Genomic DNA, 18,028 nt, shown 5'->3' with positions numbered 1-18,028 from the left:
GCTCGAGTGCTGGAAGACGAAATGAGCGAAAGCCATCGCCGCGGCCGAAGCATGTTCTTCGTTCGCGTTGCCAACATTCTGGGCCAGGCCATCGTGAGTGGGAGCCATGACGCCGACCGGATGTTGCCGCGGGAGGCGGATATCGCAGTGACGCACGGCGTCGGTCGCAGTGCGGTGCGCGAAGCGCTCAAGATGCTGGTATCAAAGGGCCTGATCGATAGCCGCCCAAAGCGTGGCACACGGGTTCGTGATCGCCAACACTGGAATTATTTTGATCCGGATATACAAGCCTGGATGCGGGCCGCTCCGGTCGATGCCACCGCCCTGGCCGATCTGCGGGAACTGCACCGGATCGTCTTGCCCGCAGCCGCCGAATTGGCCGCAGCGCGGTTGGATGACGCCATCGCCAGCGCGCTTCGCGGTGCCCTCGAAGAGGAGTGTGCTCCTTCGTCCGAATCGGAGGGCAACAGCGAAAAGACCGAGATTGCTATTTTAACCCATATCCTCGCGGCGTCCGGCAATCGCTTTCTCGCGGCGCTGGCGCCAACCGCGCTGACCGCGATCCAGTTTGCTCGATTCGACGAGGCTCCGAACGCGAGCGCTGACGAGGAGCGACTCTATGCGCTGCGGGCAGTGGCCGAGGCCATCCTTGTCGGTCAGGCCTCTCTGGCACGGCTGGCCATGGAACGCTGTCTTGCACCCGTCATCGACGCTGCTCCCTGAGGCCAATCGGCGATTGGCTTCGTGGGCATAAAGTCGATATCAAGGTCGCGTCGACCATGCTCAATCGGGAGAAGAACTTTGCCGCGACTTCGTGGCGCGACCATCGTCATGCTCAACCGCCACGTCCACTGATGGCCGAGCCGCCTGTGGTCTCGGAACGGCCGCCCGCGACTGTGACGATGCGGATCCGAGGGACCATCGTGGCATGTCCCGGATGCGGTAGCGTGTACCGGACGCGAGGCATTCCGCCGGGCTCGGTGGCGGTCTGCCGACGTTGCGGCGTCAAACTGTTTCACGATCAACGCGGCAACCTCCAAGGCGTGCTGGCGCTCAATATCGGCGCCATGCTGTTCTTCGCGCTCGCCCATCTGATGCCGTTCCTCACGTTCTCGATCGAAGGGCGAGCCCAGACGTCGACGTTCCTGAGCGGCCCCCTGATGCTCGTTCGCGACGGCTACTGGCCTTTGGGCCTCGTGGTGTTCATCGTCGTTTCGCTTTTCCCGGCCATGCGCATGGTAACGATGTTTTGGCTCCTCCTCCCCATGATGTCGGCGCATCGCCCCCCTTTTGCCGCCTCCGCCATGCGGTTCTCCCAGTTCCTGCGCCCATGGTGCATGCTCGAGATTTTCCTGCTCGGCGTCCTGGTGGCCTATGTTAAACTCAGTGATATCGCCGCAGTCGAGCTGCATGAGGCTGTCTACGCCTTTTTGGCCGCCATGCTCTTGGCGACAACGGCCGATTCCATTCTCGAGGAACGGGCCCTTTGGGAGCGGCTTGGACGTCAGGCGCGCGTTGATGTGACCCGACCACTGCCAGCCGCGCTGATCAGTTGCACCGAATGCGGTCAGATCGACGTGCTGGCCGAGGCGGCCTTGCATCCGACCTGCTCGCGTTGCGGCTCGCCGTTGCACAGACGCAAGCCTGACTCGATCGCGCGCACCTGGGCGCTCGTCGCGGCGGCGGGCGTGCTCTATATCCCGGCGAACCTTTTGCCGGTCATGACTGTCGTCTATTTCGGCAGTGGCGCGCCCAACACGATCATGAGCGGCGTTAAGGAGCTATTTGCAGCAGGACAGGTGCCCATTGCTCTTTTGGTATTCACGGCCAGCATTGTCGTTCCGATTCTCAAGCTTGTGGGCATGGTGTGGCTGCTCCTGAGCGTTCAATTGGGCGTCCGGCGCGGCCGGCGACAGCGGACCATGATTTTCTTTTTTATCCGCGGAGTCGGCCGGTGGTCGATGGTCGACATCTTCATGATCTCGATCTTGGTCTCGCTGGTCAGCCTAGGAGCTATTGCGACCGTCGTGCCAGGGATGGGAGCGCTCTCTTTTGCCGCCGTCGTGCTCTTGACGATGCTGGCCGCGGAGAGCTTCGACCCACGGCTTATCTGGGATCTCCAAGGAGACAGGCTTGAGCGACACATCGACGGGCGGATCTGAGCCGCAGGGCCCGGCCGATCGCCGGGCACATCGCCGCAATCGTCGCGACGATCCCTTCAAGGGCGTGGCCAAGCCTATCGGCCTCCGACCGCGCCGGAGCATCTCGCCCGTCTGGATCGTGCCGATCGTAGCCGCCATCGCCGCGGGTTGGATCGCCTGGACGACCTATGCCAATCAGGGTCAGCTCATCCGCATCGAGTTTCAGTCCGCCCAGGGGGTCGAGGCCGGCAAGACCAAGATTCGCTTCAAGGACATCGATGTCGGCACGGTCGAGAGCACCGATCTCAGCGACGATCTCAGCCACATCATCCTGAGTGCCCGCATGGCGCGCAACGCGGCGCCGTTCTTGACTGACCGCGCGCAGTTCTGGGTTGTGCGACCGCAGATCACCGCATCCGGCGTTACGGGTTTGGGCACGCTCGTCTCCGGCTCCTACATCGAAGTCGATACGCCGGGAGGTGGAGCCCGCAAGCTCGACTTCGTCGGTTTGGAGGAGCCGCCAGCAATTCGCTCGGACGTGCCTGGTAAGGCTTTCAGGCTGCGATCGGCCGACCAAGGCTCGGTGGCTCGAGGCGCACCGGTCTACTTCAAAGGTGTGGCCGTCGGGCAGGTCGCCAACTCCGAGCTTGATCCCAAATCGCGCGATGTCGTCACCCAGGTCTTCGTCAATGCGCCCTATGACCAGCTCGTGCGGTCGGGAAGTCATTTCTGGAATGTGGGTGGCCTCAGGCTTTCGACGGGGGGTAGCGGCCTTTCGTTCGAGGTGCCTCCCTTGCAGGCGATGATCGTGGGCGGCATCGCTTTCGATTCGCCGCAGGACGCCAATAATGAGGCCGAGGCCAAAGGGGGCACGGAATTTCGGCTGTATTCAAGCGAGAATGCCGTTCAAGAGGATGATGGCGGTGAGCGCGTACGCTACCTCGTCTATTTCAACAGCTCCGTTAAGGGATTGCAGCGCGGCTCGTCGGTCGACTTCCGGGGTATCCGAGTGGGCCAGGTGGTGGACGTCAGGTTGACATGGAATCCCAAGACCATGAAGGCCGCGATCCCGGTCATGATCGAAATCGAGCCCAACCGCCTCGTCATCGAGGGAGATCAGCCGCATGACGGCCTCTCGCCGTTCTCCGCGATGCAGCGGCTGGTCGAGCAAGGCTTGCGCGCCCAGTTGCAGACCGCGAACCTGTTGACCGGGGAACTTGCCATCAGCCTGGATTTCTTTCCCTCTGAGCCCAGTGCCAAGGTCGAGATGCACGACGACATCCCGGTCATCCCGGCTGTTCCATCGCAACTGGATCAATTGACCGGCAGCATCAGCGGCGTCTTGAGCCAGATCTCGAAACTTCCGCTGGCTCAGATAGGCCAGGAATTGCAAGCTACTTTGCAATCAACCCGCCAGACGATCGACGGGGTCAACAAGATTACCAACGGGCCGCAGGTAGCGCACTCGCTGACGGCCTTGCAGGGCTCACTTACCAACTTGCAGGCTCTCTCGAACACTCTGGGATCGGAAATGCCGAAACTGTTGGCGACGTTGCAACAGGCAGCCAATTCGGCATCGAGCACGCTTGGCAAAGCGAGTTCGACATTGGGACCGGATTCGCGCCTGCAGTATCAGCTAACCGATACGCTGGACCAACTCTCCCAGACGGCGCGCGCGGTGCGCAATTTCGTCGACTATCTAGACCGCAATCCGGAAGCCCTCATTCAGGGGCGGCAAGGAACAAGATGACACGACATTTGCAGGCTCTGGTCCCGGCCCTGGCGCTGCTCTCCACGCTGGCCGCGTGTGCCAGCTCCGTGCCCATTCACTATTACCTTCTTGAAGCGAAACCGCCCGCTGGCGGCCTGCCGGCAGCGGGGATAAGCAGCATCGGCGTGCGACCCATCGACATGCCCGATTACCTCGACCGTGCGGAGATCGTGACACGAGGATCGGATAACCGACTCGAGGTAAACGATCTCGATCGCTGGGGCGAGACGCTTGACGCACTGGCCACGCGAACCTTGGCAGCCGATCTCAGGGGAGCATTGCACACGGCAAGCGTTGTCGTCTTGCCGACCGACCTGCAGCCGGAGCCGTTGCGGCGTCTGACCGTCGAGGTCGATCGTTTTGAGGCGGATGCGGGCAACGTCGTAACGCTTGCCGGTCGCTGGCAACTCGTCGATGCGTCGGAGCGCCCGACCTCGGGCTCACCATTCCTTATCAAGCAGGCCATATCGACGGGCCCGCTCGGCGATACGTCGCAAAAGGGAGCTATGGCCACGGCCATGAGCGAGGCACTGGCAACGCTGGCCGCTCAGATCGCGGCTTCGGCCCGTTGAGGTCCGGCTACCGTTTCCGGTTGGCCGATCATATAGACGCGATCGGCCATCTCCAGCCAGATCGGCCGATGGGTGATGGCGATGATGGTTCGCTCACCGGTCAAGCCCCGAACATTGGCACAAATTTCCGCCTCGGTGGCCGGATCGAGAGCACTCGAGACTTCGTCTAGGATCAGGAGCCTGGGGTTGAGGACCAGAGCCCGGGCCAGAGCGAGCCGCTGGCGCTGGCCGCCTGAGAGGCGCGAACCGCGCTCGCCCACATTGGTGTGCAAGCCCTCTGGCAATTGCTCGACGAAGGTCCAGGCGCCAGCGAGTTTCAGTGCGTCGATCACCGCGCTCTCGTCCATCTCCGGATCGCCAAGCGTGATATTGGCCAACACGGTGTCATGAAACAGGGCCAATTCCTGCGGCACATAGCCGATCATGCGTCGCCAGGAGGCCAGATCGAGCGTATCAAGGGGCTTGCCGTCCAGAAGGACCTTGCCGCTCCGGGGCTCGAGCAAACCCAGCATCAGGTCGGTGATCGTCGTTTTGCCGGCGCCCGAGGCGCCGCTCAGCACCGTCAGCTTGCCGGCCGGCGCGCACATAGAGAACGTATCGAGGACCAAGCGGTCGTCGTAGCCAAATGAGACGCGATCCAGGGCAATTCCCTTCTCGAGAGTGGGCTGGCTGCCGGTCCAGACCGGCTCGCGCAACGCGTCTGCCTCGCGGATGAGCTTGTCGATTGCCCAATAGGACGTCTCGAAGCTGAGCGAAGCCTGCATCTGCTCCTGTACGTCGCCGATGGTCGAGATCATGCGGCGGATCAAGATGCCCATGACGACGAGCTCGGCCACGCCCACGCGCATGACGACAAACGCGAAATAAAAGCCGATCGCCAGCATCGAGATGATGATGGGCTCGCGCATGGTGCGCATGCGGTTCTTGCTCATGGCCTCGCTGCGCAAGGCGCGGCGAAGTTTTTGAATGCGCTCCTCAAAGAATCGCTCGAAATGATGCTGACGAGCCATTGCCTTGAGCGGCTTGATGCTCGCGAATGCATCGGTCGTCAGCATGACGAGCTCCTCCGTTCGCTTGCGCTGGCGGCGGCTCCATTGCTTCGTCATCCGCATGAACGGATTCAAGATTGCCGCCACGACCAGGCCAAGCGTCAGGCCGACCGCCGCCATCTTCCAGGACACGACGATAGCAACAATGACATAAACGATAGCCTGGAACAGCGTGGCGATGGCGCTTGCCGCCAATTGGAAGGACTGCGCCGCCCGGGAAGCGTCGAGGCTGATCGCGTTGGCGAGGCGTCCGACCGGCTGGCGGGCGAAATAGATCCAGCGGACCGACAAGACGCTGCTGACGAGGCGGCGGCGAATGTCGGCCGCGACATCGGCGACGGCCGAATTGATGTTGCGATAAGCAACCAGCGTCAGGGCCGCCTTGATGACGATTGCTGCGACCAGGATGACAAGAAGTGGTCCGATCTCGAGCGGGACGTGCAGGGTCTCGAGGATCGAGCGCATCGTCTGGCTGTATTTGCCGGCGATAGCACCGTCTTTGTCGACCGCCACGGCTAGAACCGGCAGGAGGCTGGCAACGCCAACGCCCTCGGCCATGGTCGCCAGAATGACACTTAGGAGTACGATCCAGCGATGACGGCCGCCCGTGCGCAGGAAGATCTTGAAGACACCACCCATGAATTGGCTGCTCGCGAGCTCGAGAAAGTCATCCCGCGCGTGCCAGCTACGGGGCGACGAAGGAAGGCGGCTCTATAACCCGGTTTGCGGAGATGAGACTACCCAGGCCCACACGTTCGCTTAAACGGCGGCCGCCACGAAGGTATCCGACAAAGATTAGTATTCATACGGACTGCGCCAACCTCCACAGGGCCGCTAGCGGCGTTGGGCGTGAGGATGGATGGAGGCGTGGCGCGCGGCGCAGAAACGTGCGCGCCCGGCGCGGGCGTCAGTTCCGCCAGACGCAGTCGAGATAGCCACCAAGCTGCGTCATTCGATCCCGAATGCGGGCGGCGCGCTGGCGAACATAGCCGTTTGGCCGGGCAGCCGACCATTCGAGCGGCGCCGGCAACACCGCGGCTAGCCTGCTGGCCTCCCCGCGCGTGAGATGGGCCGCGTCCTTGGCGAAGAAGGCACGCGCGGCAGCCTGCACACCATAGATCCCGGGGCCGAATTCGACGCTGTTGAGATATACCTCGAGGATTCGCTTTTTGCTCCAGAGAAGCTCGATCTGCGGTGTCAGCCATGCTTCCAGGAGCTTGCGGACCGGATCGCGGCCAGGCCACAAGAAAAGATTCTTGGCGGTCTGCATGGTGATCGTACTGGCCCCGCGAGGGCGTTCACCATCGAGCCAAGCGCTTATCTGAGCACGCGTCGCCGCGGTATCGAAGCCGAAATGCCGACAGAACAGATTGTCTTCCGAGGCGATGACAGCCTCGGCCAACTCGGGTGCGATCTCTCCCTGGCCGACCCAGTCGTGGCGAAGGCCGTAGCCTTCGGCCAGTCGGATGACCATAAGGGGCGTGATGAAGATCGGCATGAAACGGCCAATGGCGATCAGCACCAGCGGGCAGAACAAGAGGACGAGAAGGATGCGCTTCAGCCATCCGGTCGTCCTCGATCGTCGGCCGGGCGGAAGGGCACGAGAGGAAGAGCGCTGCACCATGCGAACGGTTGCTAGCTGCTGCTATCCCCGCATGCAATGGTGCTCACGCGCGGCGAGCCGGGGCGTCGATCGTCTCCGCCTTCGATCTCCCGCGCCTGGACCCGCGGATTCAGCATCCGGGGCGATCAGGCAACGGCGGGACGAACGAGCGCGCGGGGCTGAATGGCATGCACCGCCCAGCCCTCAAGGGATCCGGTCCGGGTCGTTCGAGAAGTCCGGTCGGCAGAAAGCGCCGCCTTGGAAGGTTTCCGTTACGGCATCGTCGCTGCGGATGGACTCGACCTCATCGGCAAAGCGTTCAGCGTCATCCTGAGGACGGTAGCCCAGGCGCTCGGCAGTGCTGTTGTCCCACCAACTCCGCTGGTTGGCGGAAACGCCATAGACGATCTCGTAATCATAATCCGCCTCAAGTCCGGCATCGATCAGCCGGCAGAAATCAGCCGGGCTTTGCCAGGTGGACAGGGCCCTGGCATCCGGTACGTCCGGACGGCAAGTGCCAATCCTTATACATAGCGCGCTGATGCCATGCTTGAGCTGATAGTAGCGGGCAATGTCCTCACCCCACGCCTTGGACAATCCATAGCGGCTATCGGGGCGCGGGGGCGCCTCGTCGTCGATCTGGCGGCTGCGACGATAAAAGCCGATCGCGTGGTTCGAACTGGCAAAAAGGATGCGCTTGGTGCCTGCCTTGCGCGCGGCCTCCCATAGATTGATGGTGCCGACGATGTTTGAGTTGAGGATGACCTCCCAGGGTGCCTCTACCGGCTGGCCGCCCAGATGGACGCAGACATCGACGCCCTCGAGCAGCTTGTCGACCGCGGCAGCATCGGCGAGTTCGGCGGGACAGAGTTCCAGCCCCGGCTCGGGCGGGCCGAGATCGACCCGGTCGGAAAGTCGGAGATGCGGGTAGCGACCCTTGAGGTGCGCCCGTAACGTCGAGCCTAGAGCACCCCCGGCGCCGGTGATTAAGAGCCGTTCGATCTTCATCTGAGCCTCCCTGCCAGCTGGCCCGCGACGCCCGGCCCACCGAGGCCCGGACCCTTGTAACGATCTGTTTCCGCCGCCATCTTAAAGCCGCCGTGGCGACTTGGGCATAGTCGTCGGGCAGCGGAATATTCCAGCAGGCGGAGCATCGGCATGGCCGGCCCGCCGCGAGCACAGGCGAAGGCAAAGAGGCATGCAGTTGATCGGCGGCGGAGCCGCGACGGCAAAGGTTGAGGGCTCGTCCTACATCGCCGACACGCGGCTCGAGACTTTTACGAAGGACGTCATCGAGACGTCGATGAAGGTTCCGGTGCTGGTTGATTTTTGGGCGCCCTGGTGCGGCCCCTGCAAGCAGCTTCAGCCGATCCTCGAGAAGCTCGTAAATCAGGCGAAGGGCAAGGTAAGGCTCTGTAAGGTCAATATCGACGAAGAGCCTGAAATTGCGCAGCAATTGCGCATCCAGTCCGTGCCGACCGTCTATGCCTTTGTCGGCGGCCAGCCGGTGACGGGCTTTGCCGGCGCGCAGCCCGAGAGCCAGATCAAGGCGCTGATCGACAAGCTGATCGGTGGCGCGCCAGACGAAGCTGCCGGCGTCGGCGGCCTGGAGGCCGCAGCGGCAGCCGCCGCCGAGGGCGACCTGGAAACGGCGACCGCCATATACGGTGCGCTTCTCGAAGATGAGCCTGAGAACGGTGCCGCGCTGGGTGGCTTGGCTCGCGCCTATCTTGCGGGCGGTCATGTAGACGCAGCGCGCGAGATCCTCGATGGCGTGCCGGAGTCCGCCCAGAATCATGCCGACGTCATCGGTGCCAAGGCCGCGCTTCAGCTGGCCGCGGAATCGGGTGACTTGGCCGATCCCGCCGAGCTCGAACGCCGTCTTGCGGCCGACCCGGATGATCATGATGCGCGCTGCCAAAAAGCCACCCTTCTCTTTCTCGGCGGTCAGATCGAACAGGCGATGAAAGAGATCTGCACGGTCGTGAAGCGTGATCGGAGTTTCGAGGACGACCGGGCGCGCAAGCAGATGGTGCAGTTCTTCGATGCTCTCGGGCCCAAGCATCCAATGACCCTCAAGGGTCGGCGCATGCTCTCTGCCGTCCTGTTTGCCTGAGCGGGCAGGGGAGCGCATGAGCCTCGTCGGCGAGAGTCTTCCTCAGCGCTTTCCGGTTTTTCCGCTGAATGGCGCGCTCCTTCTGCCGGGCGGCAATCTACCGCTCAACATCTTCGAGCCGCGTTATCTTGCGATGGTGCGCGATGCGATGCGGACGGACCGCATCATCGGCATGATCCAGAGCAGGGAAGTCGGCGAGACGCATGCTGGCGCCGGTCCCAGCGGGCAGGCATCGCCTCTTTATGGCGTCGGTTGCGTTGGTCGGATCACCAATTTTTCCGAAGCCGATGATGGTCGAATCCTGATCACGCTCTCTGGCATATCGCGCTTCGACGTCGTCGAGGAACTCGAGGTCGACACGCCCTATCGCCAGGTCGTGGCGGGATTTCAGCGTTGGCGACAGGATTGCGAGCCCGAAGAGCCTCCGGCGGCATTGCGTGTCCGACTACTCGACGTCCTGGCGCGATATTTTGAGCTCCAGGGTATTGAGGCGGACTGGCGGGCTATCGAGGAGGCGCCCATGATCCCTCTCGTGATTTCGCTTGCCATGATCTGCCCGTTTGGGCCGAGCGAGAAACAGGCGCTGTTGGAGACACAGGACATTGCCGGCCAAGCCGAGCTTTTGACTACGCTCATGGACATGGATGTCAGGGCAGCGGCCATTAGCGAAAGTGGCGTACGCCACTAGCAGGTCCATTGAAGGGCATCGTCGACTGACGAGGCTCGAGCGGAGCTTCGAACCAATGACGGTTGCGATGAGGGAAGGACAAGGAATGAATGAGGAGCCGAGCGGCCCGGCGGTCGATCCCCGTCTTTTGGATCTTCTGGTCTGCCCCCTTTCCAAGGGACCGCTTCGCTACGATCGCCTGCGCCAGGAATTGGTGAGCGATCAGGCGGGGCTGGCCTATCCCATTCGCGACGGCATTCCGATCATGCTCGTCGACGAAGCGAGGCCGCTTGAGGAGGGCGAGGGAATTCCCTCTTCTATCAGGGTGGATTGACATGCCGGACCCCTGGCCTCGCGATATCAAGGTCCACCGCGCCGAGCGAGCGCTCGAAATCGTCTTCGATGATGGCGAGAGTTTTAGTCTGCCGGCCGAGCTTTTACGCGTAGAGAGCCCTTCAGCCGAGGTTCAGGGGCATGGTCCGGGCGAAAAGCGGCTGGTGCCCGGCAAGCGGATGGTCGGAATTGCCCAGATCCAGCCTGTCGGTAACTATGCGATCCGAATCGTCTTCGATGACGGCCACGATACAGGGCTTTATACCTGGGCTTATCTCCACAAGCTCGGCCGCGACCAGCAAGCGCTCTGGCGTGCCTATCTGGACGGGATGGCACAGGCCGGCCTGACGCGCGACTGATCGTTCATCGTGCTCAAGCTTCTTCATACGGCCGACTGGCAGATCGGCGCTCCCTTCAGCCATATTGCGGGCGATGCCGGCGCGGTGCTCCGCGACGAGCGTTTTGCCGTGGTCCGCCGCATCGCCGCACTGGCCACGGCGCGCGAGGTGGACGCTGTCCTTGTGGCCGGAGACGTCTTCGACAGCAATCTCGTCGAGATGCGCACCATCTACCGCTTGCTGGACGCGCTGGAGGGCTATCGCGGTCCTTGGGTCATGTTGCCGGGCAATCATGACGCGGCCCTGCCGGAAAGTGTTTGGCATCGCCTCGCCCGCTTGGGCGCGCCGGCGAACCTCCATGTGGCGATGGAGCCTTTGCCGCTGGCATTGCCAGGGACGCAAGCAGTGATCTTGCCAGCGCCCCTGACGACACGCCACACGCTGGATGATCTCTCGGCCTGGATGGATTCGGCATCGACGCCAGAGGGTATTTTTCGCCTTGGCCTCGCTCATGGCTCGATCGAGGGGTACCTGCCCGATCAGGGCGAGGCGACCAATCCGATTGCCGCCGACCGCGCCGAGCGCGCACGCCTGGACTACCTGGCGCTTGGTGACTGGCATGGCACCCGCAGCATCGACGCGCGTACGCATTATGCGGGGACACCAGAACCCGACCGGCCCAAGGACAACGACTCGGGCAACGTTCTGCTTACCCAGATCGAGAGGCCGGGTGCCCTGCCGCTCGTCGAGCGGGTAGCGGTGGGCAGGCATCGCTGGTACCGCCGCACGCTGAACCTTACCGCCGCAGAGCCATCAGCGTTCAACGATCTTCTGGGCGCGCTAATCGGTGATCTCGGTCCCGTCGAAACGCTGCTCCTTTGGCTGCGACTCGAAGGCTCGGTGGATCTCGATGGCCGGGCCGCGCTGGACGTGGCACTGGATCGCTGGCAGGGCCGCCTTCGGCATCTGCAACTGGATGACGCCACGAGGCTCGCACCAAGTGAGTCCGAGCTCGCGCGGCTGGATGAGGGCTCTCTGCTCGGCCGGACGGCGGCACGACTACGCGATCTCGCCGCCGGGCCCCAGGGAGACACAGCAACTTTGGCCCTGCGTCTGCTTTGGCAAGAACAGGCGAAGGGGGAAGCTTGAAGCTCAGGCGGATCGCTGTCCGGCATTTTCGCAAGCTCGCTGATCCCATCCTGATCGATGGTATCGGCGACGGGCTGACGATCATCGCTGGCGATAACGAGGAAGGCAAATCCACACTCCTCGAGGCGATCAAGGCTGCCTTTTTTGAACCCGCTGGTCTTTCCGGCCGCGACCGCCTGAGCTTCAATCCGCTCGGACGCGACGGCGTGCCGACCCTTGAGATCGCCTTCGAACAGCACAATGCCGCCTACTGTCTAACCAAGGTTTTTCGCCGGTTGGGCACCGTCCTGGAGACGCCGCGCGGCCGGTTGGAAGGCGAGGCGGCCGAGGCAAAGCTGCGCGACCTGCTTCGTTTCGAGCGCCTGGCGCGTCGGAGCAACAAATACGAGAACCATGGCTTGCAGGCTGTGTTCTGGGTCGACCAGACGACAAGCTTCGATCCCGAGGCGACCAGTGCCCGGCTCGCCGTGGCGCGGGACAGGTTCAAACATGCCATCGAAGGCGAGGTCGGCGGCCTCGCGATCGGCCCCCGCGGGCGACAGGTGCTGGAGCGAGCGCGGGCTCGACGGCAGGAATTCTTCGGCGCCAAGGACAAACCAGTCGGTGACTATGCCAAGGCCTTGGGCCTCGTGGACGCGCTCGACTCGGAGGTGAAGATCCTGGCGGACAAACTCAAGGTCTTCGATGCGCTGCGCGCCGATCTTCTTGCCCGCCAGGCGGAGCGCCAGCGTTTCATGGCGCGCGATCCTTTGCCCGAGGCGCGGCTCAAAGCCGAACATGCCGAGTTGAGGTTGGCGCAGTCCAGGACCGCGCGTCAGGAATGTCAGCTGGCAGAGCATGCCTTCAAGGCGGCGTCGGCAGCCTGTCATCAGGCGGAGGCTCAAGCAAAAAACCGCGACCATCTGCGCGCTGAGATCGGCCGGCAAATGCTGCTGATCGAGACCGCCCGGGCGGAGCAAGACGCGATGCAGGAGGATCTCCGTCGTGTCCAGCGCGAGGTTGCCGCGGCAGAGCATGCGGCGGCCGAAGCGAGCCAACTGCTGCATGCGGCCGAGACGCGACAACGCCTGGAGGAGGGGAACCACCGCCGGCAGGTGCTGGCGGCGGAGGCTGGTCGGCTGCGGGCTGTGCTGGAAGAACTCGCCGAGGCCTCGAAGCGACGTCGTGCGCTTGTGGCGGATCTCGCGGCCATGACTGTCGACGCCAAGAAGCTTGGGGACCTGCGGGCAACGGATGGCTTGCGGCGCCAGACGATGGCGGCCCTTGAAGCGACCGCGACCCTGGTCCGCTTTGCTCCTGAGAAGGAGGGGGCGATCCGTATCGGCGGCCGGGCTGTCGATCCAGACGCGGCCTTGCGGCTTACGGAGCAGACCTTTCTTGAGCTCGAGGGCTTTGGCGGCCTTACGATCATGCCGGGTGGCGAAGCCTTGGCCACGCGCCGCCGCCAGGCAGCGGATGCGGCCCTTGCGCTCGAATCTGCCCTGTCCCAGCTCAACGTAGCGGACCTGGCAGCCGCCGAGCGCGTCGCCGCGGAGCGGGAACGTGCCTTGCGCGAATTGGCCGCCGTGGATGAGGGCATGACCGCTCGTCTCAGCACCACCGGCTTTACCACGGAGGCGATGGCGCGGGCGCATCTCGACGAGGTCGAAGCCGAGCTTGCGGCATTGCCACAGACTATGCAGTCGGTGGTCGAGGCGTCCGATCTACCCGATATCGATTTCTGCCGGCAAGCCGTGGAAGCAAGTGCCACGCACCTGCGGACTGTCGAGACGGCGTTGAGCGAGCGGCGTATAGCGGCCGCCAAGGCGGAGGCCCGGCTCGAAGCCACGCGCCATGAATGTCTGGCTGTCGAATCGAGGCTCGCGGCCGAGGTTGCGGTGTTGGATGACGAGGCGCTGGCCTCCGCCTTGGTCCAGCAGCGCGCCGACATGAACAAAGCTGCCCAGCATCTCGAGATTGCCGAGCGTCGGCTCATGGCCGCCGATCCCGATGGCGCCGAAGAGGCGGCGGCGATGGCCAGGCGTGCCGTCCAGGACCTTGAAGCCGAGCAGCGACGTCTCGACCGTCGAGTCGACGAACTCGCCTACCAGCTTCGTGGCGCGGGCGATGCCGCTCTGGGCGAGGCATTTGCCGAGCGCACTGGGCGCCTTGAGCTGGCGCGGGCACAGGCCGCGGCTATGACCCGCGAGGCGCATGCTTGGCGGTTATTGGCGGCCGAACTGGAGACAGCGGCGCGAAATGTGGAGGAAAGGCTTGTCCTGCCGGTTACGCGACGTCTCCAGCCTTATCTGTCACGCCTTTTTGCCGCCGCCGATATCGTGCTCGACCCGGAGACGCTCGCACCTCTGGCGCTACGTCGCGAGGGCGAAGAGGAGGACTTTGCCAGTCTCAGCGTCGGCACGCGGGAGCAGATCGCCATTCTGGTCCGCCTGGCCTTGGCGCAACTCCTCCATGATCAGGATGGCGAAGCTCCTTGTCTGATCCTCGACGATGCGCTGGCTTATGCCGACGAAGGGCGCTTCGAGATCATGAAGGCGCTGCTGCAGAAGGCGGCGCACATGCAGCAGATCATCATCCTGACCTGCCGGCCACGCGACTATGTCGGCCTGGACGCGCGGCTCGTGCGACTGGAAGAGTGCCGTACCGACGAATCCTGAACGATTTTCCGGCCCCCTCGACAAAAATGCTGCTTGCGCTGGTACAGTCGGTCCCGATGCATTATCGAATAGCAAGACCTCTAAGCGTGGCCGTCAGGGTTGGTGGCGCCCGCCGGGAGCAACTTGAAGCGGGTTGAGCTATCGGCGCGAAACGATCGACCGGCCAATCGCTTTGCGAAGAAAGGCGCCACCACGGACCTCATGGCGATGATCACGAATTTTTCGATTTCGACAGATCAAGTATAAGGGCCCTGTTGCCAGTGCGCACGAAGACCGCCTCAGTTTCCCATGAGGCCCCTCGCGAGGAGCAGCCGGTGCGGAGGGACGCGCCCGACGAATTGCCTATGACAATGGCCGAGGAAGGAGAAGCGCCCGAACTGCGCACCTCGATGGTGCGGCTGGTCCAGTTCCCCCAGATCTGGGGAATGAACGCCAGCCCCTTTTGTCTGAAGCTTGAGACGTGGTTGCGGTTGGCCGGTCTGCCGTTCGAGATCCGAGCATCGATCAACACGCAAAAGGCCCCCAAGGGCAAGCTGCCCTTCATCGTCGACGGCGGCCAGGAAATCGGTGATTCGACGCTTATCATCGAACATCTAAAGGCCACGCGCGGAATCGATCCCGACGCGGGATTGGATCGTCACGCATTGGCGACGGCTTGCGCGTTCCAGCGGCTGTTCGAGGATCATCTCTATTATATCATCGCCTATAGTCGCTGGGTTGATCCTGAAGGCTGGAGCGCCACCGCGCCGGCCTATTTCACGAGCCTGCCAGCGGCACTGCGTCCCTTCGGCAAACTCTTCATCCGCAACGCCATACGCCGTCAACTCTATGCCCAGGGTATCAGCCGGCATCGGCCGGACGAGGTCTACGACATGGCGCGCCGCGATTTCGAAGCGGTGGCGGCCCAGCTCAACACCCATACCTTCTTTCTAGGTGAACAGCTGACGACCATCGACGCCGTGGCCTATGGATTTCTCGCTAATATCGTGAAGGTGCCGGTCGAGACAGGTCTCAAGCGCGCTGCTCTGGAATTCCCCGAGCTCGTTCAATGGTGCGAGACCATGGAAGGTGGTCTTTACGGCGACCCTTGAACCGGCCATGCATCGATTGAGCATCGAACAGATCGGAGCCCGTTTGGAAAACTCCCGACTCGTGCGCCTTTTCGTCGTGGGCTTGGCCACGTCTACCGTTTCTGCCGGTTGCACCACCGCGCCCACCGGTCCGCTGACCTCGGCGACCGCGGCCGATATCAAGGTCGGCACGACACGAGAACAGGTTCTATCGACCGCCGGCCAGCCTCTGGCTGAAACGACACAATCCCCTGGCCGCTGCCTCGACTACCAGACGAAGGGCGCCGATGAGGCGCTCCAACCGTTTCACGTAGTGCTGACGCCGAATGAGCGTGTCTATGAGACGGGCGACGGCAATTGCGCCAGCGTCGCCGTGCACGGCTGAGGTTCCGACAATCATGCGCCCACGGATCGGGATCACGCTCGACGCCGAATTGCCGGGTGGCTATTCGAAGCTGCCCTGGTACGCGTTGCGCGAGAATTACTGCGATTCGATCAGTGAAGCGGGCGGTTTGCCCCTCCCACTGCCGCACGAGCCCGAACTCGTCGCCGAATACCTAGATCTCATTGACGGTTTGTTCGTCACCGGCGGCGCCTTTGATGTCGATCCCGCACTCTATGGGGAAGGAGAGAAGCACGAGACCGTTATTCTCAAACCCCGACGCACCCGATTCGAGCGGGCAATCATTGAGGGTGCGCTGGTTCGCGACCTCCCGATCCTTGGGATCTGCGGTGGTCAGCAACTCCTAAACGTCGTCTTGGGCGGCACGTTGATCCAGCATCTGCCGGACGCCGTTCAGAGCGATATCCAGCACGAACAGCCCAATCCGCGCACCGAGCCCGGCCATGACGTCCTGATCGAGCCACATTCGCTTCTAGCCCGCATCACAGGCGCCGATCGATTGCCCGTAAATAGCGCGCACCATCAAGCCGTGGCCCATGTGGGCCCGGGGGTGGAAGTGACCGCACGGGCACCAGATGGTGTCGTCGAGGCGATCGAGCATCCGGGCAAGAGCTTCTGCCTGGGCGTCGAGTGGCACCCCGAATACCATATCAGCTACGGCGATCGAGCAATCCTTAGATCCTTCGTGTTGGCGGCGTCCGAAGGACGTCGAAACACCCTTCGACCCCAGCAGTAGTGACAGGCAGCGATATGGCAACGGCCAGTGACCACAAGCCGGCCTCGGTGGAGGGATCCAAGGGATCGGGCGAGCGGATCGCCAAGCGCATCGCGCGGGCCGGGCTCTGTTCGCGGCGCGAGGCCGAGGCATGGATCAAGGATGGCCGGGTCAAGGTCGATAACCGCGTGATTAATAGCCCGGCTCTCGACGTCCGGGCGGGCCAGTTGATCATGGTCGACGGCAGGCTGCTTCCGGAAGCCGAGCCGCCTCGGCTCTTTCGCTACCACAAGCCGCGAGGTGTCCTGACGACAGCGCGTGACGAGATCGGGCGGCCAACCCTTTACGACACCTTGCCGCCGGGTCTGCCGAGGTTGATGCCGGTCGGGCGGCTTGACCTCAACTCGGAGGGCCTGCTCCTCCTTACCAACGATGGCGAGCTGAAGCGGCGGCTTGAGTTGCCGGTCACGGGCTGGGTGAGGCGCTACAAGGTCCGGGCCTATGGTCTGACCGACGACCAGACACTGGGCCGTCTTGCCAAGGGGATCGCAATCGAGGGCGTGGCGTATGGACCCATCGAGGCCAGGCTCGAGCGTTATCAAGGTGATAATGCGTGGATCACGATGTCGTTGCGAGAAGGCAAGAACCGCGAGATCCGCCGCGTGCTCGACTATCTGGGTCTTTCGGTCAATCGGCTCATTCGTCTGGCCTATGGGCCCTTTCAGCTGGGGGCTCTAGCCAAGCGTGGCATCGAGGAGGTGCCGCGCAAGGTGCTCAATGATCAACTCGGGCTCAACATCGAGTCGCCGCATCGCGCGCGGACGAGTGCCGCCAGTCGCGCAAAGGGCTAGAGGCGGATGCGAATCATTGCCGGCACGGCACGCGGACGGCGATTGGAGGCACCGCGCGATACGTTAGTGCGTCCAACCAGCGATCGAGCGCGCGAGGCGCTCTTCGGCATTCTCGCTCATGGAACGCCATCCCTTGACGGCGCGCGCTTTCTCGATCTTTTCGCCGGTACAGGCGCTGTCGGATTGGAGGCCTGGTCGCGAGGTGCTGCTGCCGTAACGCTCGTGGAGCAGGACCGCGCCGCGATCGACGTCATCCAGACAAACATTCGCGTGCTCGGGGCTGCAAGCGTCGATCTTCTGAGGCGCGATGCCACGCGGTTAGGGCGAGCCAGCGGCGACCCCTTCGATATCGTCTTCATGGACCCTCCCTACCATTCGGATCTAGCGGCCCGGGCGCTGACCGGGCTGATCGGGTCGGACTGGTTGGCGCCCTCCGCCAGGGTGATCGTCGAGTTGGCCGCGCGTGAAACGCTGGTATTGTCGCCCGAATGGGCGCTGCTTGACGAAAGACGCTACGGTGCCGCGCGCTTCCTCTTTATTGCCGCAGCGCGACAAGGAACCTGACGGCTGGCGGTTTTTGGGCTTAGGATCAA

Annotated in this window: 18 protein-coding genes; 15 read left to right on the top strand and 3 right to left on the bottom strand. The window is 63.2% G+C overall.

Going from position 1 to position 18,028, the window contains the following annotated elements; all coding sequences use genetic code 11:
• Positions 1-21: 21 nt before the first annotated feature.
• From CFB17_RS06190 to CFB17_RS06175, 4 genes are all read left to right on the top strand, one after another.
• Positions 22-723, top strand: a complete 702-nt coding sequence (locus CFB17_RS06190) for a FadR/GntR family transcriptional regulator (RefSeq protein ID WP_088560522.1) — start codon at positions 22-24, stop codon at positions 721-723.
• A 224-nt stretch (positions 724-947) separates the two neighbouring features.
• Positions 948-2,162 carry a paraquat-inducible protein A gene (locus tag CFB17_RS06185; RefSeq protein ID WP_165769452.1) on the top strand — a complete coding sequence of 405 codons (1,215 nt, stop codon included), beginning with the start codon at positions 948-950 and terminating at the stop codon, positions 2,160-2,162.
• On the top strand, positions 2,134-3,891 hold the full coding sequence (locus CFB17_RS06180) for a PqiB family protein (protein WP_088560520.1): 1,758 nt from the start codon (positions 2,134-2,136) through the stop codon (positions 3,889-3,891). Before CFB17_RS06185 ends, CFB17_RS06180 begins: the two co-directional genes overlap by 29 nt.
• Complete coding sequence (locus tag CFB17_RS06175; RefSeq protein ID WP_088560519.1) at positions 3,888-4,484, top strand: PqiC family protein; 597 nt, start codon at positions 3,888-3,890, stop codon at positions 4,482-4,484. Before CFB17_RS06180 ends, CFB17_RS06175 begins: the two co-directional genes overlap by 4 nt.
• On the opposite strand, the gene CFB17_RS06170 is transcribed toward CFB17_RS06175, so the two are convergent.
• The 3 genes from CFB17_RS06170 to CFB17_RS06160 all read right to left on the bottom strand — a co-directional run bounded on the left by CFB17_RS06170 (position 4,460) and on the right by CFB17_RS06160 (position 8,144).
• Complete coding sequence (locus CFB17_RS06170; RefSeq protein WP_088560518.1) at positions 4,460-6,172, bottom strand: ABC transporter ATP-binding protein; 1,713 nt, start codon at positions 6,170-6,172, stop codon at positions 4,460-4,462. The two genes, CFB17_RS06175 and CFB17_RS06170, sit on opposite strands and share 25 nt — an antisense overlap.
• A 268-nt stretch (positions 6,173-6,440) precedes the next feature.
• Positions 6,441-7,157, bottom strand: a complete 717-nt coding sequence (gene mtgA / locus CFB17_RS06165) for a monofunctional biosynthetic peptidoglycan transglycosylase (protein WP_088560517.1) — start codon at positions 7,155-7,157, stop codon at positions 6,441-6,443.
• A 183-nt stretch (positions 7,158-7,340) separates the two neighbouring features.
• Complete coding sequence (locus CFB17_RS06160) at positions 7,341-8,144, bottom strand: NAD-dependent epimerase/dehydratase family protein (RefSeq protein WP_088560516.1); 804 nt, start codon at positions 8,142-8,144, stop codon at positions 7,341-7,343.
• Between the two features lie 190 nt (positions 8,145-8,334).
• On the opposite strand from CFB17_RS06160, the gene trxA reads away from it, so the two are divergent.
• The 11 genes from trxA (at position 8,335) to rsmD (ending at position 17,999) form a co-directional block, all read left to right on the top strand.
• On the top strand, positions 8,335-9,252 hold the full coding sequence (gene trxA / locus CFB17_RS06155) for a thioredoxin (protein WP_088560515.1): 918 nt from the start codon (positions 8,335-8,337) through the stop codon (positions 9,250-9,252).
• Positions 9,253-9,268: 16 nt separating this feature from the next.
• The gene (locus CFB17_RS06150; RefSeq protein ID WP_088560514.1) at positions 9,269-9,940 is read left to right on the top strand and encodes an LON peptidase substrate-binding domain-containing protein; all 672 of its coding nucleotides are present in this window, start codon (positions 9,269-9,271) and stop codon (positions 9,938-9,940) included.
• Between the two features lie 85 nt (positions 9,941-10,025).
• Entirely contained in the window at positions 10,026-10,253 is a 228-nt protein-coding gene (locus tag CFB17_RS06145) for a Trm112 family protein (RefSeq protein ID WP_088560513.1), read from the top strand.
• 1 nt (position 10,254) lies between these two features.
• The gene (locus CFB17_RS06140) at positions 10,255-10,611 is read left to right on the top strand and encodes a gamma-butyrobetaine hydroxylase-like domain-containing protein (protein ID WP_088560512.1); all 357 of its coding nucleotides are present in this window, start codon (positions 10,255-10,257) and stop codon (positions 10,609-10,611) included.
• 9 nt (positions 10,612-10,620) lie between these two features.
• Positions 10,621-11,739 (top strand): metallophosphoesterase family protein, encoded by a 1,119-nt coding sequence (locus CFB17_RS06135; RefSeq protein ID WP_088560511.1) that lies wholly within the window; start codon positions 10,621-10,623, stop codon positions 11,737-11,739.
• Entirely contained in the window at positions 11,736-14,396 is a 2,661-nt protein-coding gene (locus tag CFB17_RS06130; protein ID WP_165769451.1) for an AAA family ATPase, read from the top strand. The genes CFB17_RS06135 and CFB17_RS06130 overlap by 4 nt, the downstream gene beginning before the upstream one ends.
• Positions 14,397-14,710: 314 nt before the next feature.
• The gene (locus CFB17_RS06125) at positions 14,711-15,487 is read left to right on the top strand and encodes a glutathione S-transferase family protein (protein ID WP_133063854.1); all 777 of its coding nucleotides are present in this window, start codon (positions 14,711-14,713) and stop codon (positions 15,485-15,487) included.
• 16 nt (positions 15,488-15,503) lie between these two features.
• The gene (locus tag CFB17_RS06120) at positions 15,504-15,851 is read left to right on the top strand and encodes an outer membrane protein assembly factor BamE (RefSeq protein ID WP_165769450.1); all 348 of its coding nucleotides are present in this window, start codon (positions 15,504-15,506) and stop codon (positions 15,849-15,851) included.
• A 13-nt stretch (positions 15,852-15,864) separates the two neighbouring features.
• The gene (locus CFB17_RS06115; protein ID WP_088560507.1) at positions 15,865-16,605 is read left to right on the top strand and encodes a gamma-glutamyl-gamma-aminobutyrate hydrolase family protein; all 741 of its coding nucleotides are present in this window, start codon (positions 15,865-15,867) and stop codon (positions 16,603-16,605) included.
• 14 nt (positions 16,606-16,619) lie between these two features.
• A complete protein-coding gene (locus tag CFB17_RS06110) occupies positions 16,620-17,435 on the top strand; it encodes a pseudouridine synthase (protein ID WP_088560599.1) in 816 nt (271 codons plus the stop codon).
• A gap of 6 nt (positions 17,436-17,441) precedes the next feature.
• Positions 17,442-17,999 (top strand): 16S rRNA (guanine(966)-N(2))-methyltransferase RsmD, encoded by a 558-nt coding sequence (gene rsmD, locus CFB17_RS06105; protein ID WP_088560506.1) that lies wholly within the window; start codon positions 17,442-17,444, stop codon positions 17,997-17,999.
• The last annotated feature ends 29 nt before the right edge of the window (positions 18,000-18,028 follow it).

It is taken from the genome of Arboricoccus pini, from assembly GCF_900187945.1.
In the GTDB taxonomy this organism is placed as follows: domain Bacteria; phylum Pseudomonadota; class Alphaproteobacteria; order Geminicoccales; family Geminicoccaceae; genus Arboricoccus; species Arboricoccus pini.
Note: the sequence above shows the minus strand (reverse complement) of the source record. Positions and strands in the feature narration are given on the sequence as shown.